Source organism: Enterococcus raffinosus, assembly GCF_001886185.1.
In the GTDB taxonomy this organism is placed as follows: Bacteria; Bacillota; Bacilli; order Lactobacillales; family Enterococcaceae; genus Enterococcus_A; species Enterococcus_A raffinosus.
Genome location: NZ_JXLA01000017.1, coordinates 25,403 through 49,897, shown reverse-complemented (window position 1 = coordinate 49,897; position 24,495 = coordinate 25,403). Strand labels below are relative to the sequence as shown.

The following is a 24,495-nucleotide window of genomic DNA, read 5'->3' as shown; positions in this document are numbered from 1 at the left end:
ATGAAGATTGTTATTGTAGGCGGCGTTGCAGGCGGAATGTCAGCGGCTACGCGTTTGCGTCGGTTAATGGAAGAAGCAGAGATTGTTGTGTTAGAAAAGGGACCTTTTGTGTCATTTGCTAATTGCGGGTTGCCTTATTATGTTTCTGGAGAGATCGCGGATCGTGACGCTCTTTTGGTTCAAACACCGGAATCGTTAAAGGCGCGTTTTAATTTGGATGTTCGTCCTTTCCACGAAGTTACAGCTATTTCTCCAGAAAGAAAAACGGTGACCGTCGAAAATGATCAAGGAAGCTTTGAAGAAAGCTATGACAAATTGATTTTATCTCCTGGTGCAAAGCCATTGATTCCAGAAATGGCTGGATTGGCTGAGAGTGAGAATGTTTACAGCTTACGCAATGTACCAGATTTGGATCGAATCATGCAGGCTTTAGAAAAAGCCCCAACCAAGGCAACAGTGATCGGTGCAGGATTTATCGGACTAGAAATGGCAGAGAATTTAAAGTCACGGGGATTAGAAGTCACAGTTATTGAGAAGGCACCTCATGTTTTGCCACCGTTAGATGAAGAGATGGCCGCATATGTCAAAAATGAGTTGATGAATAAAGGGGTTCATGTCATTACTGGAGAATCTGCGCAAAGCTTCAGTGAAAAGGGACAGAAGATCCTGTTGAGCAATGGAGAAGAAGTATATTCAGATCTTACGATTCTATCAGTGGGTGTTCGACCAGAGAATACATTAGCGAAACAAGCGGGGATACAAACAGGTTTAGGCGGCGGTATCCTAGTGGATGAATCTTATCAAACTAGTCTACCAGACATTTTTGCGGTTGGCGATGCGATCGTGGTCAAACAACAAGTCAGCGGTGAAGATGCGTTGATTTCACTTGCTTCACCAGCAAATCGTCAAGGACGCCAAGTGGCTGATACTATTGCTGGTCTGCAACGAACAAATCGTGGAAGTATCGGGACTGCGATCGTCCGTGTGTTTGATCTAGCTGCCGCTGCGACAGGTCTAAGTGAACGCGCGGTGAAGCAATTAGGGTTGGATTATCAAGTGGTCCATGTTTCTGGGAAGGACCATGCAGGGTATTATCCGAATGCAAGTGATCTAGTATTGAAATTAGTGTTTGATCCGAAAACTGGAAAAATTTATGGGGCTCAAGGTGTGGGCGCCAAAGGGATAGATAAACGTATCGATATTCTGGCGACAGCTATCAAGGGCGGATTAACAATTTTTGATTTACCTGAATTAGAATTCACCTATGCACCACCTTTTGGTTCTGCAAAGGACCCCGTCAATATGTTGGGCTATGCAGCGATCAATCTCTCTGAAGGTATGAGCGACTCGATTCAATGGTATCAATTAAAGCAAGAGCAGCAAAATGGCAGTCAGTTACTGGATGTACGAAATCCTGAAGAATTAGCGAATGGTCGTTTTTCTAGCGCAATCAATATTCCTCTGAATCAATTGCGTGAAAGAATCAGCGAGCTGGATCCAGCAAAAGAATATATTGTTAGTTGCCATAGTGGTCTACGTAGCTATGTCGCTGAACGTATTCTAAAGCAAAGGGGCTTCAAAGTGAAAAATTTGGACGGCGCATTTGCTTTATATAAAACTGTGAGACCGGAGGAATTGATTTATGACTAGTTCAATTACTATGAGAGATTTTTACCAGTTAGCGAATCATAAGGAATTGGAGATCATTGATGTTCGAGAGAGTTATGAATATCAAATGGGGCATGTTCCTCATGCCAAGAATCTGCCATTGAGCAGTTTAAGCAGTAGTATGACAGAACTTGATGACAGTAAAGACTATTATTTAATTTGCCAATCCGGTGCTCGGTCTGAAAATGCTTGTGCTTTTTTGGCTGGACAAAGCTACAATGTAATCAATGTGTTAGGCGGCACCGCAGCTTGGCCAGGAGAATTAGTTAGATAACTTTCATTTGCTTTCAAATAGTAATACCGGAAACACTCCTTTAAGCATGTAAAGGCGTGTTTTTTTTGTTTTGTTTCTACTTTTTTATTTTTATATATTGACAAAATGAAAACAAATGATAATATAAAGATGTAAATAAAAATGAAAAGGAGCAAGTGGATGATTGAGTTGAAAAAATTAGCGAATATGGTGGATCACACATTGTTGAAGGCCGACGCAACCAAAGAAGGACTTGAACAGCTATGTAAGGAAGCGGATGAGTATGGCTTTAAAATGGTAGCGATTAATTCTTATCCTGTAGAGATGTGTCGAGAGTTTTTGAAAGACAGTAAGGTTCATGTAGGAGCGGCTATCGGATTTCCTTTGGGGCAGACAACAATTGAAACAAAAGTTTTTGAAGTAAAGGACGCCATTAAAAACGGTGCGGATGAAATTGATTATGTAATCAATATTGGCAAATTAAAAGAGGGGGATACGAAGTATATTCGAGAAGAAATGAAAGCAATTGTGAATGCTTCTCGTGAAGGCGGAATTATCAGTAAGGTTATTTTAGAGAATTGCTACTTAACCGATGAAGAAAAAATCGCGGTTTGTGAAATCGCCAAAGAGGTAAAACCTGATTTTGTCAAAACGTCAACAGGATTCGGTACAGGAGGAGCAACAGTAGAAGATGTTGCCTTAATGAAAAAAATCGTAGGGAATGAAGTGAAAGTAAAAGCAGCTGGCGGCATTCGTGATTTGGATACTGCTTTGAAGATGATTGAAGCAGGGGCGGAACGATTAGGAACAAGCTCAGGGATCAAAATCGTAGAAGAATATAAGAATTTAAAGGAGTAGAGAAATGACAGAAATTCGTGATGTATTGAAGCCAGCCTTTATCAATTTTGATCTAAAAACGACAGATAAGCAAGCAGCGATCAGTGAGCTTGCGAACACCTTTTTAACAAAGGGTGTTGTAACAAATGATAGCGTTTACTTAGAAGCTGTAATGAAGAGAGAAGAAGAAAGCACTACGGGGATTGGGTTTGGGGTAGCGATTCCTCATGGAAAAAGTGCGGCGGTTGCGGAACCTTCATTGGCATTTGGTCGTAGTCAAGCGGGAATTCAATACGATTCAATGGATGGTAAACCCGTTCACTTGATGTTTTTGATTGCTGTTCCAGAAACATCAAATGATGAACATTTGAGAATTCTTAGTAAGCTTTCTCGAAAGCTGATGCATGAGGATGTCCGTCAAAAACTGATGACTGTCACAGACGCTGAAGAAATCTATCAGATTTTTGAATAAGGAAAGGTGAAAAAAATGAAAATTGTGGGGATTACATCATGTTCGACTGGTATCGCACATACTTATATGGCAGCGGAAAATTTAGAAATAGCTGCTAAAAAGCGAAATATTGAAATCAAAGTAGAGACGCAAGGCTCTATTGGTGCTGAGAACGTTTTAACACCACAAGAGATAGCAGATGCCGATGCGGTTATTATTGCGGCGAGTACATCGGTGAATAAAGATCGATTCAATGGAAAACGCCTACTAGAAGTTGATGTTACTGAAGCGATTGATCATCCAGATGAGTTGTTTGACCGAGCACCGAATGCGGCTTTTTACTCGACTAACACGGAGGTTAAGTCGGAAGCAAAATCAGAAAAAAGCGGGATCTATAGTCATTTGATGACAGGTGTTTCTTATATGATTCCTTTTGTTGTGGCAGGGGGGATATGTATTGCGTTAGCCTTTGCATTCGGCGGGATTAACGCAGAAGGAGAACTTGCCTCAGCAATCAATGAACTAGGTGGGATTGCGATGGGCTTAATGTGGCCAATCTTAGGTGGCTATGTCGCCTTCTCGATCGCTGATCGTCCGGGACTTGTTCCAGGGATGGTCGCGGGAATGATCGCTTCATCAATGAATGCGGGATTCTTAGGGGCTTTGCTGGGCGGTTTCTTAGCAGGGTACACGGTTTATGGGTTGAAGAAAGTATTGAAATTGCCCCCTGCATTTTCAGGTTTATTGCCTGTTTTGATTCTTCCGGTCGTATCGGTATTGCTGGTGGGACTTGTCATGAAATTTATCGTGGGGATTCCGATTACAGCGTTAAATGAAGGAATTACCAATTGGTTGAACAGTTTGTCTGGAATGAATTCAGTGTTACTGGGACTGCTTTTAGGCGGGATGATGGCGATTGATTTGGCTGGTCCCATCGGAAAAGCGGCTTACTTTTTCGGTGTGGCGTCCTTAACAAACCTAGGTGCTGGGGAAACAAGTATGGTGATGGCGGCCGTAATGATTTCTGGGATGGTTCCCCCTTTAGCAATGGCCTTATCGTCAACAGTTTTAGGGAAAAACTTATACAGCAAAGAAGAACGAGAAGCAGGAAAATCAGCTTGGGTCTTAGGACTATCCTTCATCTCTGAAGGGGCGATTCCTTTTGCTGCGGCCGATCCGATTCGTGTGCTGGCGTCAGTAACAGTCGGTTCAGCGATTACCGGCGCCTTGTCGATGATCTTCAAGTGCGGAATCGCAGTTCCCCATGGTGGTTTCTTCGTCTTCCTGATTCCTGGAGCAGTCGAAAATGTCTTATTGTATGTTTTAGCATTAGCTATCGGAACAGCGGTTAGCGGATTTTTAGTAACAGCAGTAAAAGTATTCTCGCAAAAAAAGCAAACGGCTAAGGAGTAATGATTGGCATGTCAAAATTGGTTAACATTTGTTTGATAGGTACTGGCAGAGCAGGAATGATCCATGGAAAAAACTTCGCTCGCCGAATTGAAAATGCAAAATTGATCGCTTTGTGTGATCCTTCAAAAGAAAGCTTGGAGCTGGCTCAAAAAGAAGTAGATTGCCAATATCTTTACGAGGATTATCGGGAAGTGATGGAAACCCCAGAGATTGATGCTGTTGTGATTGTTACACCGACGGTCCACCATAAGGAGATCGCACTGGCAGCTGCTGCGGCGAAAAAGCACATTTTATGTGAGAAACCTTTAGCAATGGATGAAGCGGAATGTTTGGAAATGATCCAAGCGGCAGAGGAAAATCAAGTGAAGCTGCAGGTTGGATTTATGCGACGTTTCGATGCAAGTTTTCAGGAAGCAAAAAGAGTCGTGGATTCTGGTGCGATCGGTGAGGTTGTCTTGGTGAAATCCTTAACCCACGGACCGAGTGAACCAAAGCCTTGGATGTTCGATATCCATAAAAGCAATGGACCAATTGGCGAGGTGAACAGTCATGATTTAGATACCTTGCGCTGGTTGACTGGCAGTGAAGTGAAAAGTATTTATGCGAATGGCGGCAATTATCGTTCACCAGAGGTAAGCGATCAGTTTCCTGATTATTATGATACGGTAGCGATGAACCTGCGTTTTGAAGATGGCAAGCTGGGTCTGATTGATGGGGCACAGTATGTTCAATATGGATATGATGCGCGTACGGAGATTCTTGGGACTAAAGGAAGTATTTTGGTTGGTGATCAAGGGAAGCATAACATTGTAGTCGCGACAAGTGATCAGAAACTGACCCAACCAACAATGCACAGCTGGATGTACTTGTTTAGAGAAGCTTATGTAGCTGAAGATCAGGCCTTTATTGATTGCATTTTGAATGACACGACACCTAAGTGTACAGGTCACGATGGCTTAATGTCCGTTCGGTTGGTCAATGCCGGCTTAACTTCACTGCTGGAAAATAGAATTGTCGAGGTGGAAGGATAAATGAAAGCAATCCAATTATTAGGAAAAGAAAAGATTCAATTGAGCGAACTGGCTAAACCAGAGATAGCTGAAAAAGAAGTTCTGATAAAGGTGAGAGCAGCATCCATCTGCGGGACGGATGTTCGCATGTACAAGAATGGATATCCTACCGCAAGTGAAGAAACACCCTTAACTTTAGGTCATGAGATCTCAGGGGATATTGTTGAAGTTGGAGCTTCTGTTAATTTTTATAAAAAAGGGATGAGAGTTGCAATCGCTCCGAATATGGGCTGTGGGATATGTGATCAATGCGTCAGTGGAAATACACATTTATGTGACAGTTACGAAGCCTTCGGGATCAATTTGCCAGGAGGATTTGCTGAGTACTTAGTTATTCCTGAGAAAGCTGTACGCCAAGGCAATATCTCGTTGATACCAGACGCTTTGTCTTATGAAGAAGCGGCATTAATTGAACCTTTTAGTTGTGTATTTAATGGACAGGAGATTGCTGGAAACAAGCCTGGAGATCATGTGTTGATCATTGGGTCAGGACCAATCGGGATCATGCACGCGATGTTAGCGCGAGCTAGAGGTGCCGGAAAAGTGATGATGAATGACCTATCGGAAAGTCGGCTGGCGGATGCGAAAAAAATGATTCCCGATTTGATTCCACTGACTTCAGAGAATTTACAGGAGAAAATTTCTGCTGAAACTAATCATCAGGGCGTTGACCTCTGCATTATTGCGGCACCGGCACCACAGGCACAAGAAGCCAGCTTCAACTATATGGCAATGAATGGCCGCTGCCTATTCTTTGGCGGACTTCCTAAGGAAAAAGAAGAAGTTAAACTAAATACGAATATCCTGCATTATAAACAATTAAGAGTTTTTGGCTGTACTCGTGCAAGTTTGATGGGGTATCGAACCTCTGCTCAATTGGTTGCCAGTGGAAGAATTCCCCTGAAGGAACTGATCACAAAACGCTATTCAATCGATCAATTTGATGAAGCCTTAGACAATGCTAAAAAAGCAATTGGGTTAAAAAACGTGATTGTCTTCAAAGAATAATTTTAGTTTAATTGCTTACATTTTCAGTTTCTTTTATAATGAAACAAAACACAAAAAGGTGATTAAAAATGGATGATCAATTATACGCAGAGGAACGGAAGCAGTCCATCGTGAATCTAGTCAACGAAAAGAATCGCATGCAAGTTGCGGAGTTAGCCGATATTTTTAACGTCACAGGATCAACGATTCGAAATGACTTGCGTGAGCTTGAAAATGAGGGATTAGTGACTCGAACACACGGAGGTGTGATCAAGCGTGATTTTCAACGGAGTGTTGAAATTATTCCTAAGAGTCGTGAACTCACAAATGAAAAATATCGGATTGCTGAGCGAGCGGTCAAGTTGATTGAAGAAAATGATATTTTGGCGATTGATACAGGAACCTCTTGTAGAGCCTTTGCAGAGAAATTGATCAATAGTTCGTTAAAGCGTTTAACGATTTTGACATACGATTTGGAGATTGCCTTATTGTTAAGCGAAAAAACAAATTATCAGGTACAAGTTATTGGCGGAGCGATCCGCAATGGGTATCCATATGTTTCTGGAAGTTCTGTAGCTCTTGGTTTAGCAGGATTTTCTGTAGATAAAATTATTCTTGGAACCACTTCTTTTGATAAGAGTTATGGGTATTCGACGCCTAATTATGAAACAGCAGAAATGAAAAAAAGCCTACTAAACATTGGACGAATAAAAATCGTGTTGTGTGAGTCTAGCAAGATCAATCAGCGAAGTTTCAAACGGTTTGCCAAACCCGACGAATGTGATTATCTGATTACAGATTTTCATATTACAGGAGAGCAGCAGGCAGATATCGAAGCGTTAAAAATCAATTTATTAAGGGTATGAAAAAAAAGCCTGCCTAATTCTTTAAGGAATTGGCAGGTTTTTAACTATGCAAAAAAAGAACCGATAAAATAAAGTATTGGATAGAGTACCATGATTACAGACATGGCTTTCAAAACGATCGGAAACGTTGTTTTCTTATCCTGCAACACCCGATATTTTTTTAGGCTCTGCCAATTTTTTGGAAAAAGGAAAAGTAAAAATAGTACTGTCCAAGGCGCCAATCCCGCAATGACCAAAATAATTAACCAAATAAAGCTAAATACATAGACGCTAGACAATACTTTTACTGCTAACGGTTTGCCTAAATAATAGACCAGTGTTTTGCGATGGTTTTCAATATCCTCTTCTAAATCACAGGTATTATTGGCTAACAAATTATTGAACATCATCAATACTAAGGGCAGGCTAATCAGGAATACTTTGCCGATTATTGCCAAAGTGATTGCATGAGATTGGTATACTGCGAGATAATAGCTAATTACAGGAATAAAAAAACCGCTGGCGGTACCAGTCAAGGCTTCAGCGATGGGCAAGCTGTTTAACGGACGCCGACCATACGAATAGAATAAACCAATATAAAAACCAATTACTCCTAAAACCCCTATAACCCAATTCGTTCGCCAAACCAATAGTAATCCTAATAAAAAAGAAACCAATAGATTAAATAAATAAAAATTTCGTACAAAGCCTAGATCCAAGTGATCCCGTCCGATGATGTTGGTTTGTTGCTTATAGTTTTCATCAGAGGCATTTCGATAGTCCATATAATGGTTAAAGACGTTCACGGTAATATGAAACATCACGATAATCAAAACAAATAAAAAGAATTCGGGACTTGGCAGACTATCGAATTGATACTTGGCGATAGCATATCCTAGTAAAATAATAAATAGATTTAATGGCGCAGTGTAAATTTCGGATAATTCCCAAAATTGTTTAAAGGTAAGTTGTTTCAAAATAATTCTCCTTTTGCTGTACTTATGATGATGGTGTAAATGAACAGAGAAGCTTTTCGTTACTAGTAAGATGGCAAACATGTGACTTCCTATAACGAAGTTAAAAGACCATCATTATTAAAAGAATAGAGAAGTCCTTTTCAAAAATAGCGAGGTTTAGGAATTTTGTCCAATAGTTTGTTTAAAGAGACAGAATGGGTTTCGATGAAATCGGTTGTTTTCCTATCGAATGTTCGTGTTTAGGCTTATTTACAAATTATTGTTTACATATTATGGCGTTTATTATATGATTGACCTCGTTGTTTAAAAAAACAAGCAATTATTTCACGAACATTATTAGATTTTAGGGGGAGCATCATGAGAGGGAAAATAAGTTCCTATTTTGAACTTGAGAAATTGAATACAACAGTAAAAAGAGAGGTTTTAGCAGGGTTTACTACTTTTATTTCGATGGCCTATATTCTTTTTGTCAATCCCAGTGTGCTAGGTGCCTCTGGGATGGATGAAGGTGCAGTATTTACTGCAACTGCCTTAGCGAGTGCATTAGGGTGTATTTTGATGGGTGTACTTGCCCGTTATCCAATTGCTACGGCACCAGCACTAGGAATCAATGCTTTTTTTGCGTATTCCGTTTGTATTGGTATGGGCATTCGTTGGGAAACAGCATTGGCAGGGGTTTTTGTCGCATCGCTGATTTTTATTTTAATTACGATCTTCAAATTGCGGGAAATGATTATTGATGCTATTCCAGCAGATTTAAAGTTTGCCATTTCTGGAGGAATTGGTTTGTTCATTGCTTTTTTAGGATTGAGCGAAGGTGGTATTATCGTTGCAAACAAATCGACATTGGTTGGGTTGGGTTCAATGAGTGTGGGCACAACATGGCTAACAATCTTCGGTTTGATTGTAACAGCTATTTTAATGGTGCGACGGGCTCCTGGCGGGATTTTTATAGGAATGGTCGCAACAACTTTATTAGGATTAATTACAGGTTTGATCCAGGCACCGACTCAAATTATTTCAGCTGCCCCTAGTCTGAAGCCAACCTTTTTAGTGGCTTTGAAACACGTGAAAGATATCAATACGCTTCAGCTATGGGTCGTTGTACTCACCTTTTTATTAGTGACATTCTTTGATACAGCTGGGACACTAGTCGGCTTAGCGAATCAAGCGGGCTTTATGAAAGACAATAAAATGCCGAGGGTTGGAAAAGCTTTAGCTTCTGACTCAACAGCCATGTTAGCTGGATCATTATTAGGAACGTCGCCAGTTGGTGCCTATGTTGAATCATCTGCAGGTATCGCTGTTGGTGGCCGTTCAGGACTCACAGCTATTACGACAGGAATTTTCTTTATCTTTGGATTGTTTTTCTCACCATTATTATCGGTAGTTACATCACAGGTTACAGCACCAGCTTTGATTATTGTCGGTGTATTGATGGCACAATCGTTGCGACAAATCAAATGGGATCAGTTAGAAATCGCCATCCCTTCATTTTTGATTTTGATTGGCATGCCGTTAACCTACAGTATTTCTGATGGAATTGCACTAGGCTTCATTTTCTATCCTATCACGATGATCGCTGCTAAGCGTGGGAAGGAAGTCTCTCCAATCATGTACGGGCTTTTCTTCGTCTTTATTGGATTTATGTGGATACTAAACGTGAAATAATGGAAGTTGGAGGAACCGCTCATTTTTTGCTTGTCGAAGAATGAGCGGTTTTATTGTGTTATAAATTCATTTAATGACCATTTTTTTATTTTTAGCTTTAAATGTTGTGTTTTAAATACCGTTAATACCTCTTTTTGAATCTTGTTTTGTTTAAAACATTATTTAATTGAAGGGATCAGATGTATTTTATGCTTACTAATTTCATCACTTATGTTTTTGTTATATGAAATTAAAAATTGACCTAAAATTAACAGTATAATATAATTGAATCGTGTGATTATTTTTCTTTTATGCGACAATTAATGAAAATTCAGATTAATTTTCGAAATTTATTAATGAGTGATTCCATTATTGGTATTCGCAAGACTGGAAGGGTATTTTTAAGGAGGAAACAAACTATGCAATTATTGCTTTTAACGAAGGTTCCATTGTATGAAGAAAATTTTGAAAAACAATTGAAACAGTTAGGAAATGAGGTTTATTGTTCTGCTAATTTGATGACAAAACTAAAGAGAAATTCTTTTGATAAAAGTTTCTTCAATCAGTTTGAAGGCATTATTTTTAGTGAAACACTTTATGATGTAGAGGCATACGAAGTGATCAAGTATTTACCTCAAGAAGAGGGGATAAAACTATTTCGTCGAGCAATAAACGGGAATCATGATGAGAAAGATCCTGCACCATTTGATGCGTGGCTTCCAGTGAACTCTGATTTAGAACGATTACGTGAAAACTTGTTAATTGCAGAACTATCAAGTTTGGCCTCCAAAGATGCTGCTCATGTTCAGCAGGTGAGTGTTAAACAAAGGTTATCAGAATTGAATTTGAAGCTGAAGCAAAAAGAAATTGTTTATTACTTGATTCAATCGGGTGACCGAACAGTACCTAGGGAAGAAATAAGTCGTGAGATATGGGAAAAAGAACCAACGAAATCAGTTTTAGCAAGTCTTTCAAAGGTTGTATCAAAAGTGAATGAAAAGCTAGAAAACCGCTTTGGCGATGAAGCGATTCAGACCGTTTGGGGACAGGGCTACCGTTTAAATAAAAAGTTTTTTGAATACTTAGAGAATGACTATGTTGTCTTACAAGAAACTTCAGTGCACTAACACATGGAAAAACTGCAAATAGACAATTTGCTATGAATCATTTGATAAAGCTCAATAAGCGATTTTTGTTTCGAAACAACGAGACAAAGATCGTTTTTTTTGTCGTTTATCCAGTCGTATATCTCTCAGAATATTGAAAAGAGAAAAGTTTATATTAATGCACTGATAATTGTCAAAATAATATAATTAATCTGACAGAAATGATATATAGTGATGCTTCTATTAATGATACAGGGCTAAAATATTGTAATAAACTCTTTATTAAGTAATAAAAGAGTCAATGCTAGCAAGAAATCTACAATTTTTACTTTCAGTGAATACGATGATAAAGCGGTTTATTTGACTAAAAAATGTTGATTATAATTTTATTATATTAGAACCGTTCGCGAAGATTAGAATGACTATAAAAAGAAGGTGAATTATATTTGTGTGAAGATAAGTGATGGTTTAAAAAGCTAAATTAATAAATATTGAATATAAGTGTATAAAAAACCAATCGATACATCTTGAATAATGTCTCAAAAAATTATTTTTAAAATAATTATATTAAAATTTATTGAGTGGTTTGCGATTGTAAAAAAGTACGTTTTTACCTATTTTTTCTTCAGGAGTAGATTTAGATACTAAATATTTTTCTTGTTACAGAGGGATTATTTACAGATAATTATTATTATATAGCTATTTATGTTAAGTTCCGAATAGATTTTAGTAAACAAATTTAAAATGTGTAAACGATTAAAAATTTCGCTAAGCAAAATTCATTTTAAAAAAAAGGTTTCTCTAAAAGTTAATATGCTGTTGATTTATTATAAAAAATATTTTATAATTTTTTAAAAATAGATGTATAATAAAACATAAAAATTATTTATTTAAAATAAAAATAATTTTTATTCGATTTGAATCGGAGTAGAGAAGACAGTTTTGTTGTCTAAGCGTTTGATAGTTATTACGCTCGAGATTCTGCTTCTTTACTTAGCTTCCATAGTCATCAATCAATTCAAATAGAAAATGAATATTTTATTGATTGAAAAAAGGACAAAAAATGGAGCTGCATCTTTTTTTCTAAAGGTACCAGATTGAGAGGGAGGAGAAGAAAAAATAGTTCAAAAATCAAAGGTTAGTAAATAGAAGATAAGCTTCAAATGATTTCATTAATGAATGTTGCTTATTCGGAAGAGAGACGAAGTTTTTACATAATAAGTCAAAATTCATACATAAAGAAGAAAATTTTTTAATCTTAATCACAAAGAAGAGAGATGAGGCTAGGTTGGAAATTTTGGATGATTCTAAATTAAAAGAGAGCATTAATGGAAAAGTTTTAAGTAAAGTTCAATTGTTAGAAGATAGAAATGAAGAATTGTTGAATCAAGTGAAAAAGCTGGAGGGAATCCGGGGAGCTTTAGAAGAGAAGGTTTCGGCATATCGTTATCGCTTGAAGGAAATAACAAAACAGTTAGAGGAAACGCAATTGCCTCCAACTCAAGATGAAGTGGTCTACCATAACAAGGACAATTTAGATAGGCGTCGCTTTATTTTACGAGGAAGGCTTTTCCAAAAGGAAATGGAGAAACGTTCTAAAGGGAACAAAGGCGATCAGAATGTAAAGGAATTACAAGAAAAATACGATCGGTTGTTAGAACAATATATGTATGAACATGATAAAAGTGAAGCGTTGTTTGATTATCTATTTCAAAAAGAAGGAAATCCTGACTTAGAATTATTTACAAGAGCGGACGCTGCAGATACGTTGTTAGAGGCAACGAGATTAAGTCGCACGATTATTCAACAAGCTGAAAACCGTGTGCAATCTATTAAATCAGTAAATAGTAGCAATTGAAGAAACGTTGGTAGGAGTTAAAGGGTGCAAAAGTAGAAGTCAGTAAAGACTGGAGTGAAGTGAAATGAAAAAAGTAATCATTTTAACTAGAAATATTATCATTGAACAGGAATTTCAAAACGAGTTGCAGCGTTTGGATTATGAAGTTTTTGTCTTGAAAGAATTTTTTGATGTGAACAAGCCTAATTATTTTGAGGATATTTTGTCTCTTTTTGATATTGTCATTTTTAGTGAAACCTTGACAAATCAAGAATTTAATGAGATTTTGCCGATTGTTGTAGAAAAAGATATGCATTATTTACGAAGAACGGATGAACCAGTACCTAATATAGATGAAAATCATTGCTTATCTATTGATTGTACACTGACAGAGTTAAGAGAGTTCTTATTGTTGAGCGATAAACGTGAGGGTCAGAAGGAATCCATTTCAAAAGGTCTAGTAAGACAATCAGAAATGAAGAAACAGGATCTAGTCCTTTTCTACAGTTCGCTTAATAATATTGAAAAGAAAATTATCGGTGCATTAGCTGAAGGCAGCGGCAAGATTATTTCTAGAGACGAGTTATGTAATAAGGTTTGGAATAATGAAGTTAGCAAGTCGCGTTTGGTTCAGATGTCGACGGCGGTAGGGAATATCCGTAAGAAAATTGCCCATGCTCATATCGACAATGTTCGAATTATTACTTATTGGGGCAATGGGTACCGTCTTCATGATGTGCCAAACGGATTAATGAATGAGCATATTAAGGAATACAGTATGTAATTGTAAAAAATAGAAAAGCGCTAGAGTTCTCCTAAAGTGAGGAGAGCTCTAGCGCTTTTTTACGATAAAATTTTCTATATTTTTTTAAGTTTGTCTTATTCGAAAGAAAAAAATTAAGAAAAAAGCTCCCCCCACACTGATTATACTTCTCCTTGTAAGGAAAGAGGTGCTGGAAAATGTTTTATCCATATTCTACGTCGTTTGTTCCCTGAAGCATTATTATGCTAACGAATTTAAGAAAAGGGAAAGAAGCGTTTATATGAATCAGAAAAAATTATCTTTATTCGGCTTTTTTGCTTTAACGGCTTCAATGGTTTTGACCGTTTACGAGTATCCGACATTTGCGACTTCGAAGTTACACTTAGTGTTCTTTTTATTGTTAGGTGGAATTTTATGGTTTTTACCAGTTGCTTTATGCGCCGCCGAAATGTCTACAGTAGAGGGATGGCAAAATGGCGGGATATTTAGTTGGGTCAGTCAAACGTTAGGTGAGCGATTTGGTTTTGCGGCTATCTTCTTTCAATGGTTCCAAATTACGGTGGGATTCGTAACAATGATTTATTTCATTCTGGGTGCATTATCCTACGTGTTGAATTTTCAAGCATTGAACACTGATCCGTTAATGAAGTATATAGGATTGCTTGTCATATTCTGGGGATTAACCTTCTCGCAATTAGGCGGAACACAACGCACCGCAAAAATAGCGAAAGCAGGATTTGTGATCGGGATTCTTATCCCATCTGTGCTTTTATTTGGCCTAGCAGCAGCATACTTTATTGGTGGAAACCCCATAGAAATTGCTATTAGCAGAAAAGCGTTTATTCCAGATTTTTCACAGCTATCAACATTGGTCGTATTTGTCTCCTTTATTTTGGCTTATATGGGCGTTGAAGCATCCGCTTCACATATCAATGAATTGGAAAATCCAAGCAAAAATTATCCATTAGCAATGATTCTATTGGTGATTTTAGCGATTGCGCTAGATGCGATCGGCGGCTTTTCAGTAGCTGCTGTGATTCCCCAAAAAGAACTATCTTTAAGCGCTGGAGTGATCCAAACATTCCAATCATTGATTTTACATTTTAATAGTCATTTAGGTTGGCTGGTTAAAGTCGTTGCCTTAATGATCGCTTTTGGTGTGATGGGAGAAGTAAGCTCATGGGTAGTTGGTCCTTCTCGCGGAATGTTTGCTGCAGCTCAACGAGGATTATTGCCTAATTTTTTAAGAAAGACGAATACTCATGGCGTTCCTGTTCCATTAATTATGATCCAAGGTGTGATTGTTACTATTTGGGGCGCAGTACTGACTTTTGGCGGTGGTGGAAACAACTTATCTTTCTTAGTGGCTATTTCACTAACGGTCGTTATCTATTTAGTGGGATATCTTTTATTCTTTATCGGTTATTTCGTTTTAGTGTACAAAAAGAAAGGCTTGAAACGAACGTATAATGTTCCTGGGAAAACGATTGGGAAAACAGTCATTGCTGGAATCGGATTTTTATTATCCATTTTTGCATTGCTAATTTCTTTTGTTCCCCCTGCATCAATAGCGAAGAATGAAGATCGAACGTATCAGGTGATTTTGTTAATCAGCTTTGTAGTTACTGTGATTCTGCCATTTGTAATTTATGAACTGCATGATAAGCAAGGACATAAGAAAATAGAAGAACCGATTCATATGGAAGCAGGAGATGTGAATACGGCCGTCTATCCGGCAGCTCGTGGTGAACACCAGATTGTTCAAAAAGAAGAACATACATTAAAGCATTAGAAAACGAACTTATTGGAGGAATTGCATATGTTATACGGAAAAGAAAATCGTGACGAAGCAGAATATTTAGAACCAATCTTTGGTTCAGAAAGTGAACAAGTAGATTTACCCAAATATAAGTTAAATCAAGAATCGATTGAACCGCGTGTTGCCTATCAATTGGTTCAAGATGAGATGTTAGATGAAGGAAATGCTCGGTTGAATTTAGCTACTTTTTGTCAAACGTATATGGAACCAGAAGCAGTGAAACTCATGAGCCAAACTTTAGAAAAAAATGCGATTGATAAATCTGAATATCCTCGTACGACTGAAATCGAAAATCGTTGTGTGAATATGATCGCCGATCTTTGGCATGCTAGTGAAAACGAAAAATTTATGGGGACTTCAACAATTGGTTCTTCAGAGGCATGTATGCTGGGCGGTATGGCAATGAAATTTGCATGGCGAAAACGTGCTGAAAAATTGGGCCTCGATCTCAATGCTAAAAAACCTAATTTAGTCATTTCATCTGGTTATCAAGTATGTTGGGAAAAATTCTGTGTTTATTGGGATATTGAAATGCGTGAAGTACCTCTAGACCAAGACCATATGTCAATAAACTTAGATAAAGTCATGGATTATGTCGATGAATATACCATCGGTATTGTTGGGATTATGGGGATTACCTATACCGGCCGTTACGATGACATCAAGGATTTAAATGATCTAGTTGAGGAATACAATAAACATACGGATTACAAAGTCTATATTCATGTTGATGCTGCCTCTGGAGGTTTTTATGCACCGTTTACTGAACCAGATTTAGTCTGGGATTTCCGTTTGAAGAATGTCATCTCAATTAATTCTTCAGGTCATAAATACGGACTAGTTTATCCTGGTGTTGGTTGGGTTTTATGGCGGGATCAACACTATTTACCAAAAGAATTAATCTTTAAGGTCAGCTATTTAGGAGGCGAGTTGCCAACAATGGCGATTAACTTTTCTCATAGCGCAGCACAATTGATTGGACAATATTACAATTTTGTACGTTATGGCTTTGATGGTTATAAGGCCATTCATGAACGTACACATAAGGTAGCGTTGTATCTGGCAAATGCTATAGAAGAAACAGGCTTATTTGACATCGTCAACGATGGTTCACAATTACCGATTGTTTGTTACAAATTAAAAGAAGATAGTACTCGTGAATGGACTCTTTATGACTTAGCCGATCGCCTTTTAATGAAGGGATGGCAAGTGCCAGCCTATCCACTTCCTAAAAATTTAGATCAAGAAATTATTCAACGTTTAGTTATTCGAGCTGATTTTGGTATGAATATGGCTTGTGATTACGTGCAAGATATGCAAGAAGCCATTGAAGCGTTGGATAAAGCGCATTTGGTCTATCATGAAAAACCAGAAATTAAGACTTACGGATTTACTCATTAAAAACAGAAGCCTGGAAGGAAATGTTCCTTTCAGGCTTTTTCAATTGGTCGCACAAGTTGGTTAATCTCATAGCAAGTATTGTTGATCGTTTGCAAGGATACAGGATAGATCAATGTATTTTCGCTGCCCAGATCCGCTTGATAAAGCGCCGTATCACAAACAATGATCCTTTTTGAACAGAAAAAGACATCGTCTACAACTTCGTTTAGAGTGTTGTAAATCATATTGCTAATAGTAAAATGATCATCAAGTAAATTTTCTAGCTGCTTTCGATAATACAAAAAGTTGAAATCAGTGGGAGCTACAATGTATAGCTCAATTTTTTCATCAAAAGTATTTTTTCGTAACAGATCGAGCGTAAGAGTCATTTTCCGGATAAAATTGTCATTCCAATGAATGTTTGGTCGATAACGTGTTGACCAATCAATTAAAATAGTTTGCACGGTTTGATAAAGTTCTTTTTGTTCTACGTCTAATAAATAAATTAGATCAGGTTGAAAAAGCTGCATGTTGGCCCAAGCAGATCGAATAAAAGGTAAAAAGGCTTTTTTCAAAAGCAGTTCATTTTCGAGGGGAATATTTAAAGAGAAATGAAATTGCTGAAGCAACTCCTCTATTTCCGGATACCGTTGAATATGATTTTGATAGACGACTTCAAAATCTTTTTGTAGTAGTTCCAAGTTGTTGCAAAGATAATTTCTAGCATTGAAAAGAGAATAAATAAAAAACAACTCGTCTTCATTTACACAAATTGATGACTGTAAATTTTTTATACCTGCTTGAATCAATCCGAATAAAGGTGTTTGTCGAGCCGTTTTCTTCTCATCCTCCGAAAAAATGATAGGAAATTGTCGTGCCCTTTGACTACTTAATTGGGTGCCTAAAACAATGATTTCTCGTTCACTTTTAGGATAATCACGCGCAAAAAAATGCGATTCAACATAGTCAATCAGTTCCTCTGCTCCAGCAGCAATCATTTTGTTGAATGGAATAGCAGAGCGGTCGCCAGTGGCTCTGGAGATAGCCAGAAGTAGGTAGCGAAGATCTTTTTCAGGTACTTGAATCGCATTATTTGAATCTAAATAGCCTAATTCTTTAGCAAAAGAAAAAATATTCGTACGAATTTGATAGATCTTACTAGTAGAGAGAAATTCTTTTTCTGCGATTTCTGTCCAATGAGTATTTCCTACTAAGAAATCATTGAGTACACGCAGAAAATCTGATCGACGGTAAATTCGTTGCGATAATTCTAATAATGAAAACGCAGGATCAAAGGATACCTTACAAGAGTTCCTTGTTCGTTCGAATATAAGGATCTCCTGTTCAAAAGATTCCTTTAGTGCATCTAAATCATTATTGATTGTAATAGAACATACATCCAAACGTTCTGCCATGCTTTTTAAAAAGACTTCCTTCTTTTGATACAATTGTTGGCAAAGATAAACTTGACGAAAAATATTTTTTTCAATGTACCTTTCTAACATAAAGTACCTCCCTTTTTTGAAAAACACATACGTTTGGTATTGTATACCAATTTAATTTATTTGGATATTTCTAGTTGAAATAATTTGCTGTTTTTTTAGATATACTATCAAAATGAGCTATGATAACATCTAGCGATTATCTTATGAGTATTTTTAAATAAGAGTTAGTTATTTTCAATTGATAATTATTCTAGGCGATGAATAACTTTCAATTAGGATTTCGAGTGGCTAAAAAAAACTTTTCTCTATATAGAATAACAGCAGAAGAGCTTTTCGGTAAGATGAGAAAATTATGCCATAATAATGAGATAAATTTTATTTTCGGAAAAATTTTTCCTTTTATGAGAGTTTAGAAATGAAAAAAATTCACAAAAGGTCCTGTATCAGTCCTCTGTTTTTCAATTTCATAAATGGATAGTATTGTGGAATGGTGAGCAAAATTCACTATCAAGTAGAAACTGTCATTATCAATTATCATTTCTGTTATAGTGAAAATTGTAACAGATAGTAAATAGAGATAAGATAATTATCATTATTTTAAAAGGATTTTCGAATAAGAGAGTGTAAAAAAGCCCTTTCTTAAAACAGATTCCTTTGTTATAATCATTTTAAATTATTTTGAAACTATTTAACAAAGGAGTGCGCTTATGGAAACTACAACAATCAAAAAAACTGTTAAACAAACTGAAAATCCTTGGGAAGGTTTTAACGAAGGACGCTGGCAGCATGAGGTTAACACGTTAGACTTTATCAAACGTAATTATAAAGAGTACAAAGGTGATGACAGCTTTTTAGAAGGTGCCGCACCAAGTACTGAAAAATTATGGGAAAAATTACAGGAGCTTTTTGAAGTACAGCACAAGCAAAATGGTGTTTACGACATGGACAATAATGTTCCTGCAACGATTACTTCTCACGAACCTGGCTACTTGATTAAAGAAGAGGAAAAAATTGTTGGTTTACAGACAGATGTCCCTCTAAAACAAGCATTCATGCCTTTTGGCGGAATCAATATGGCTAATAAAGCCTTAGAATCAAATGGCTATGAGGTGGATGATGAAATGTCATTCATCTTTAACAAATGGCGTAAAACACATAACCAAGGTGTTTTTGATGCATACACAGACGAAATGCGTTTAGCGCGTAAAAATAAAATTATTACAGGTTTGCCAGATGCATATGGTCGTGGACGTATCATCGGCGACTATCGTCGTGTTGCTTTATACGGAATTGATTTCTTAATGAAAGAAAAGAAAAAAGACTGGAAAAACGTTGGTAGCAAAGTGATGACTAACGATGTCATCCAATTACGTGAAGAAGTTTCTGAACAATTCCGTGCATTAGCAGATATGAAGGAAATGGCAGCAAGCTATGGTTATGACATTTCAAAACCAGCGAGCAATGCACAAGAAGCGATCCAATGGTTATACTTTGGTTATCTTGCGGCAATCAAATCACAGAATGGTGCGGCAATGTCAATTGGACGTATTTCTGCATTCTTGGATATTTATATTCAACGCGATTTAGATCGTGGTGTAATCACTGAGTTCGAAGCACAAGAAATGATCGATCATTTGATTATGAAATTACGCATGGTAAAATTTGCTCGGACACCAGAATACAATCAATTATTCTCTGGTTATCCAATTTGGGCAACCTTATCATTAGCAGGAATGAATATGGATGGGACTTCATTAGTAACGAAAAATGATTTCCGTATCCTACACACATTAACGAATATGGGACCTTCACCAGAACCAAACTTGACAGTACTATACTCTTCTCATTTACCAGAAGGATTCCGTACCTATGCAGCAAAAGTTGCGAAGCAAAGTTCTTCTATTCAATTAGAAAATGATGACTTATTACGTCAATACTGGGGTTCAGACGATGCGGCAATTGCCTGCTGTGTGTCCGCTACTGTAATCGGTAAAGATATGCAATTCTTTGGTGCTCGTGCGAACTTGGCGAAGGCAGTCCTTTATGCAATCAATGGCGGTGTTGATGAAATGACCAAGATGCAAGTTGGTCCACGTTTCCGTCCATTAGAAGGTGATAGCATTGACTTTGATCAATTTATGGAAAGCTATAAAGACGTCTTAGATTGGTTAGCTGAATTGTATGTAAATACCTTAAATGTTATTCACTACATGCATGACAAATATGCCTATGAAGCACCACAATTAGCATTAATGGATACTGATTTGAAACGTACTTTTGCGACAGGAATCGCGGGTATTTCTCATGCGACAGATTCATTGATGGCAATCAAACACGGAAATGTAAAAGTAATTCGTGATGAAGATGGCCTAGCGATTGACTATATCCCGCAAAATGAATTTCCAACTTACGGAAATGATAATGACGAAGCAGACGAAATGGCAAACTGGATTCTTGAATATTTCATGACGCAAATCAAACGCCAACACACTTACCGTGATTCAACGCCAACATTGTCATTACTAACGATTACTTCAAATGTTGTTTACGGAAAAAATACTGGGAATACACCGGATGGCCGTCGTGCAGGTAAACCTTTAGCGCCAGGTGCTAACCCAAGCTATCAAGATGGTAAATTCTTAGGTGAGAAAAATGGCTTATTGGCTTCATTAAACTCAACGGCTAAATTGAATTACTCTTGTGCGCAAGATGGAATTTCTGATACTCAAACAATCAACCCAGGTGCTTTAGGTCGGACAGATGACGAGTCAATGCAAGTAGATAATTTACGCCAAGTATTAGATGGCTACTTTGATAAAGGAGGCTATCACTTGAATGTCAACGTCTTTGGCCGTGAGTTACTAGAAGAAATGGATAAAGATATCGACAATCCGAAATATGCAAACTTTACCATTCGTGTATCCGGATATGCTGTGAAGTTCCGTGACTTGACACCAGAACAACGTCGAGATGTTATTTCACGTACGGATCATACAAAAATGTAAAAATAATTATATTTTTAGTAAAAAAGATTTTTTAAAAGATTCTGAAGCTCATTATTGCGCTTCAGAATCTTTTTTTACCAAAAATGTTAAAAAATATTAATAATTATGATTTAAGAGTAAAAAAATGGTTATTTGATTTATAATGTGAGTAATTATTGGCATGATAAGAAGGTGATAAGGGTTGGGAGAGCATGAAAATCGAGTAGTGCTGCGTATTGTTGGTGTTGTTGCGGGGGCAATGACGGTTTTAATGCTAATTTTTGTTTATTTTGGTTCGCATTTTTATTTTGGTTCGACAGTTGCGAATGTCGCTGTTGGTGGTTTGTCAATCAATAAAGCTGAAAAAAAAATCAGACAAGAAACGAAACAGGTCGAGATTAGATTGACTGGTGAAAACCAAACAGTGAAACTTCAAATCACTTCTCCTTACAGGATTCAAAAGGAATATTTGAAAAAGAATATTCGCAAAGGAGAATTTAGTCTACCTTATAAAAAAGAAGCGAAGGAAGAGTTAATTCAAGCTGTTAACGCTGCTTCTTTTCTTGGCGGGAAGGAAGCAAAAGATGCAAAAATTATCTATAAAGATAAAAAATTTCAAATTATTCCAGAAAAAAGTGGAACAGTGGTTGATTCTGTTCGTATCCGTAAAGAGCTCTCTAAAGCATTCGATGAGGGGAATTTGCAAGCAGCGTATGATTTAGCTGATTTTTATCGTGAGCCAGAGCTCACCGCAAAAGATTTAAAACGAAAAAAAATCCCGCAAAAGTTGGAAACAGTGAAAGATCGGGGGATCATGCTAAAGCTCAATAAAAAAAAGATTCCATTAACAGAGCAAATGTTAGCAAATTCAATTGATGACCAAGGGAATTTTGATCAAGCTTTGATTACAGAATGGGTAGCGGATTTAGAACGAGAATATTCCACGATATACAAATCAGTTGATTTCACCAATATTCATGGACAACATCTACAATACAAAAATGTAGGAAATTATGGCTGGTTTATTGACATCAAAGAATCTACAAAAAAAATAACCAAAGCACTAAAGAAGTCTGATACAAAAACGATTCCACTCGTTTTAAAGGGAGATACAAAAAAACAACCGCTTCACATAACTAAAAATTACATAGAAGTTGATTTAGACAATCAAAAAATGTACTGTTTCAATAAGGGAAAGCTGGTTGTTGAAACAGACGTGATTACTGGACGATACAATAAAGGCACAGCGACTGTCCCTGGGTTTCATACCATTATGGATAAACGACGTAATGTCGATTTAAGTGGTGTTTTGACAACAGGAGATGGGACTTACAATGTGCCAGTAGATTACTGGATGCCGTTGTTAAGTTATGGACAAACGATTACTGAAATCGGCCTTCATGACACAGACCATAAATTACAATATTTTGGTCAGCCAGGTGCCTATCAGACGGACCTAGGCAGTTACGGCTGTGTAAATACACCAAAAGCCAAGGTAGCGGAAATTTATGAATATAGCTATATTGGCATGCCAGTATTCATATATGGTCATATCTATGATGATGCTCCAGGTGAATTTGATAAGCCAGTAGAATATGGAACAGAAATTTAAGTGGTTCAGCCGTTTTTAGGCTGAACCTTTTAAATTAGAAAATGATATTGTCTTTAATTAATTCAATATTTTTAATAAAAATCTTTCGATTAACCATTTTGATTGCTCCACAGCTTTTTAAGTCATGCATGATACGACTAACACTGCTGGCAGCGTTAATTCCACAGAAGTGGGCAATTTCCTCATTTGTCACGACAAAGTCAATCAAGATACCGTCGTCAAATTCGACACCAAATTTATCATACAAATCATAAATCTGTGTGCAAACAGCTCCGAATTTACCGTTCATCAGCATCTGTTGTGTTCGCTTCATTGATTTTAGCAATCGTTCTCGATAATAGTTTTTAACATAGATCTGCAAGTCAAAGTTCTGATTAATATCCTTCCAAAATTCGACACGATCGATTTGATAAAGTTCGGCCTTTTCAGATTCGACACGAATATTAAAAGGAGCATCAATAAATTGTGAGTACTCATCCTTCAACAAGGATACTACTTCGAGATCATTGATGTATTCTAGGTTAAATTCACGGCCGTCTCTGGAGATAACGCTCGTCTTGATAACGCCGCTTTTTAAAATGTATACATGATGATCTTGAATCCCTTCGTAAAGCAAGTATTTTTTATACTCTTTGGTTACGATAGGGAATTTATTTTTTTTTAAGTAGTCTGTTAAGGCTGTATTATCCAATTTTACTTTATTCCTTCCATGCTTTGCTGAAATTTTCATTGCTATTTTATCATAAGTGATCTTCTAATTTGATTAAAAGTATGTTCAAAAAAGATACTAACAAATGTTAATGAAATTTATTGCCATTAAAGTTTGAAGTCATTTTTTATTAAAAAAACTGATTTCGCTCTTTTTTTATATCCGTATAATCGATCAGGTAAGTCACACAAGCCAAATGCTCTATTGATTAGAAAATTTGGAAGCAAGATAATCTCATCTCAACATTTCACAACAAATAGGAAAAGAGGGGGAAGTCAGATGTGTTATCTAGGAGAAATTTAGTTGGCTGATATATATCTTGCAAATAGAATTTATTTTTTCTAATTTGAAAAAATAAGTTCTTTAATAAAAAAAGGAGTGATTAGGTATGAAAGAATGGACATGTGCAATGATCGAACGTTTGGAATCAGCTTACAAGGTACGGTTTGAAAAGGAAGCGGTATTGGTTTTTCTTAACGATGCGTATCAAAATGCCTTAATGTTAAGGAAAGACTACACGCAGGAAAATGATAAAGCGCTAGCAGACTTTTTGGCAGCATTTGATCGTACGCGAGATCTATTTATTAGTCAAGCTGTAGATCGTTATCCGTCTAACTACAATAAGGTTGCGGAAAAAATTTCTGATTTAAAGAAACTAAATGAGAGTATCGCATAATAATGAGAGTAGG

Annotated in this window: 20 protein-coding genes; 17 read left to right on the top strand and 3 right to left on the bottom strand. The window is 37.0% G+C overall.

Going from position 1 to position 24,495, the window contains the following annotated elements; translation table 11 throughout:
• The 8 genes from RV13_RS10780 (at position 1) to RV13_RS10745 (ending at position 7,545) form a co-directional block, all read left to right on the top strand.
• Positions 1-1,650, top strand: a complete 1,650-nt coding sequence (locus RV13_RS10780; protein ID WP_010746852.1) for an FAD-dependent oxidoreductase — start codon at positions 1-3, stop codon at positions 1,648-1,650.
• On the top strand, positions 1,643-1,942 hold the full coding sequence (locus RV13_RS10775; RefSeq protein WP_010746851.1) for a rhodanese-like domain-containing protein: 300 nt from the start codon (positions 1,643-1,645) through the stop codon (positions 1,940-1,942). The genes RV13_RS10780 and RV13_RS10775 overlap by 8 nt, the downstream gene beginning before the upstream one ends.
• Positions 1,943-2,101: 159 nt before the next feature.
• The gene (deoC, locus tag RV13_RS10770; RefSeq protein WP_010746850.1) at positions 2,102-2,779 is read left to right on the top strand and encodes a deoxyribose-phosphate aldolase; all 678 of its coding nucleotides are present in this window, start codon (positions 2,102-2,104) and stop codon (positions 2,777-2,779) included.
• A gap of 4 nt (positions 2,780-2,783) precedes the next feature.
• Positions 2,784-3,230, top strand: coding sequence for a PTS sugar transporter subunit IIA (locus tag RV13_RS10765; protein ID WP_010746849.1), 447 nt, complete (start codon positions 2,784-2,786; stop codon positions 3,228-3,230).
• Positions 3,231-3,245: 15 nt separating this feature from the next.
• Positions 3,246-4,622 (top strand): PTS fructose transporter subunit IIC, encoded by a 1,377-nt coding sequence (locus tag RV13_RS10760; protein ID WP_010746848.1) that lies wholly within the window; start codon positions 3,246-3,248, stop codon positions 4,620-4,622.
• 8 nt (positions 4,623-4,630) lie between these two features.
• Positions 4,631-5,653 carry a Gfo/Idh/MocA family oxidoreductase gene (locus RV13_RS10755; RefSeq protein WP_010746847.1) on the top strand — a complete coding sequence of 341 codons (1,023 nt, stop codon included), beginning with the start codon at positions 4,631-4,633 and terminating at the stop codon, positions 5,651-5,653.
• On the top strand, positions 5,654-6,700 hold the full coding sequence (locus RV13_RS10750) for an alcohol dehydrogenase catalytic domain-containing protein (RefSeq protein ID WP_010746846.1): 1,047 nt from the start codon (positions 5,654-5,656) through the stop codon (positions 6,698-6,700).
• Between the two features lie 68 nt (positions 6,701-6,768).
• Positions 6,769-7,545: a DeoR/GlpR family DNA-binding transcription regulator gene (locus tag RV13_RS10745; RefSeq protein WP_010746845.1), complete on the top strand. Its 777-nt coding sequence runs from the start codon at positions 6,769-6,771 to the stop codon at positions 7,543-7,545.
• 44 nt (positions 7,546-7,589) lie between these two features.
• Here RV13_RS10745 and RV13_RS10740 read toward each other — a convergent pair whose 3' ends face one another.
• Entirely contained in the window at positions 7,590-8,501 is a 912-nt protein-coding gene (locus RV13_RS10740) for a prenyltransferase (RefSeq protein WP_028020479.1), read from the bottom strand.
• A gap of 357 nt (positions 8,502-8,858) precedes the next feature.
• On the opposite strand from RV13_RS10740, the gene RV13_RS10735 reads away from it, so the two are divergent.
• From RV13_RS10735 to gad, 6 genes are all read left to right on the top strand, one after another.
• A complete protein-coding gene (locus tag RV13_RS10735) occupies positions 8,859-10,172 on the top strand; it encodes an NCS2 family permease (protein ID WP_010746843.1) in 1,314 nt (437 codons plus the stop codon).
• Between the two features lie 398 nt (positions 10,173-10,570).
• Entirely contained in the window at positions 10,571-11,278 is a 708-nt protein-coding gene (locus tag RV13_RS10730) for a helix-turn-helix domain-containing protein (RefSeq protein WP_010746842.1), read from the top strand.
• 1,267 nt (positions 11,279-12,545) lie between these two features.
• Entirely contained in the window at positions 12,546-13,115 is a 570-nt protein-coding gene (locus RV13_RS10725) for a hypothetical protein (protein ID WP_010746841.1), read from the top strand.
• A 64-nt stretch (positions 13,116-13,179) separates the two neighbouring features.
• Positions 13,180-13,878, top strand: coding sequence for a helix-turn-helix domain-containing protein (locus tag RV13_RS10720; protein ID WP_010746840.1), 699 nt, complete (start codon positions 13,180-13,182; stop codon positions 13,876-13,878).
• Positions 13,879-14,137: 259 nt separating this feature from the next.
• Entirely contained in the window at positions 14,138-15,649 is a 1,512-nt protein-coding gene (gadC, locus tag RV13_RS10715; protein WP_010746839.1) for a glutamate/gamma-aminobutyrate antiporter, read from the top strand.
• 27 nt (positions 15,650-15,676) lie between these two features.
• On the top strand, positions 15,677-17,077 hold the full coding sequence (gene gad / locus RV13_RS10710; RefSeq protein WP_010746838.1) for a glutamate decarboxylase: 1,401 nt from the start codon (positions 15,677-15,679) through the stop codon (positions 17,075-17,077).
• 29 nt (positions 17,078-17,106) lie between these two features.
• Here gad and RV13_RS10705 read toward each other — a convergent pair whose 3' ends face one another.
• On the bottom strand, positions 17,107-18,561 hold the full coding sequence (locus RV13_RS10705) for a helix-turn-helix domain-containing protein (protein WP_010746837.1): 1,455 nt from the start codon (positions 18,559-18,561) through the stop codon (positions 17,107-17,109).
• A 647-nt stretch (positions 18,562-19,208) separates the two neighbouring features.
• Here RV13_RS10705 and pflB point away from each other — a divergent pair.
• Together pflB and RV13_RS10695 are read left to right on the top strand one after the other, a co-directional pair.
• Positions 19,209-21,506 (top strand): formate C-acetyltransferase, encoded by a 2,298-nt coding sequence (gene pflB, locus RV13_RS10700; RefSeq protein WP_010746836.1) that lies wholly within the window; start codon positions 19,209-19,211, stop codon positions 21,504-21,506.
• Positions 21,507-21,687: 181 nt separating this feature from the next.
• Positions 21,688-23,097 carry a L,D-transpeptidase gene (locus RV13_RS10695; RefSeq protein ID WP_010746835.1) on the top strand — a complete coding sequence of 470 codons (1,410 nt, stop codon included), beginning with the start codon at positions 21,688-21,690 and terminating at the stop codon, positions 23,095-23,097.
• A 34-nt stretch (positions 23,098-23,131) separates the two neighbouring features.
• Here RV13_RS10695 and RV13_RS10690 read toward each other — a convergent pair whose 3' ends face one another.
• Positions 23,132-23,788: a Crp/Fnr family transcriptional regulator gene (locus tag RV13_RS10690; protein WP_010746834.1), complete on the bottom strand. Its 657-nt coding sequence runs from the start codon at positions 23,786-23,788 to the stop codon at positions 23,132-23,134.
• Positions 23,789-24,194: 406 nt separating this feature from the next.
• Here RV13_RS10690 and RV13_RS10685 point away from each other — a divergent pair, with 406 nt between their 5' ends.
• Complete coding sequence (locus tag RV13_RS10685; RefSeq protein ID WP_010746833.1) at positions 24,195-24,482, top strand: hypothetical protein; 288 nt, start codon at positions 24,195-24,197, stop codon at positions 24,480-24,482.
• The last annotated feature ends 13 nt before the right edge of the window (positions 24,483-24,495 follow it).

Bases quoted from the DNA above. Each gene is read 5' to 3' on its own strand.
- RV13_RS10780 (WP_010746852.1), top strand. From the start codon at position 1: ATGAAGATTGTTATTGTAGGCGGCGTTGCAGGCGGAATGTCAGCGGCT.
- RV13_RS10775 (WP_010746851.1), top strand. From the start codon at position 1,643: ATGACTAGTTCAATTACTATGAGAGATTTTTACCAGTTAGCGAATCAT.
- deoC (WP_010746850.1), top strand. From the start codon at position 2,102: ATGATTGAGTTGAAAAAATTAGCGAATATGGTGGATCACACATTGTTG.
- RV13_RS10765 (WP_010746849.1), top strand. From the start codon at position 2,784: ATGACAGAAATTCGTGATGTATTGAAGCCAGCCTTTATCAATTTTGAT.
- RV13_RS10760 (WP_010746848.1), top strand. From the start codon at position 3,246: ATGAAAATTGTGGGGATTACATCATGTTCGACTGGTATCGCACATACT.
- RV13_RS10755 (WP_010746847.1), top strand. From the start codon at position 4,631: ATGTCAAAATTGGTTAACATTTGTTTGATAGGTACTGGCAGAGCAGGA.
- RV13_RS10750 (WP_010746846.1), top strand. From the start codon at position 5,654: ATGAAAGCAATCCAATTATTAGGAAAAGAAAAGATTCAATTGAGCGAA.
- RV13_RS10745 (WP_010746845.1), top strand. From the start codon at position 6,769: ATGGATGATCAATTATACGCAGAGGAACGGAAGCAGTCCATCGTGAAT.
- RV13_RS10735 (WP_010746843.1), top strand. From the start codon at position 8,859: ATGAGAGGGAAAATAAGTTCCTATTTTGAACTTGAGAAATTGAATACA.
- RV13_RS10730 (WP_010746842.1), top strand. From the start codon at position 10,571: ATGCAATTATTGCTTTTAACGAAGGTTCCATTGTATGAAGAAAATTTT.
- RV13_RS10720 (WP_010746840.1), top strand. From the start codon at position 13,180: ATGAAAAAAGTAATCATTTTAACTAGAAATATTATCATTGAACAGGAA.
- gadC (WP_010746839.1), top strand. From the start codon at position 14,138: ATGAATCAGAAAAAATTATCTTTATTCGGCTTTTTTGCTTTAACGGCT.
- gad (WP_010746838.1), top strand. From the start codon at position 15,677: ATGTTATACGGAAAAGAAAATCGTGACGAAGCAGAATATTTAGAACCA.
- RV13_RS10705 (WP_010746837.1), bottom strand. From the start codon at position 18,561: ATGTTAGAAAGGTACATTGAAAAAAATATTTTTCGTCAAGTTTATCTT.
- pflB (WP_010746836.1), top strand. From the start codon at position 19,209: ATGGAAACTACAACAATCAAAAAAACTGTTAAACAAACTGAAAATCCT.
- RV13_RS10685 (WP_010746833.1), top strand. From the start codon at position 24,195: ATGAAAGAATGGACATGTGCAATGATCGAACGTTTGGAATCAGCTTAC.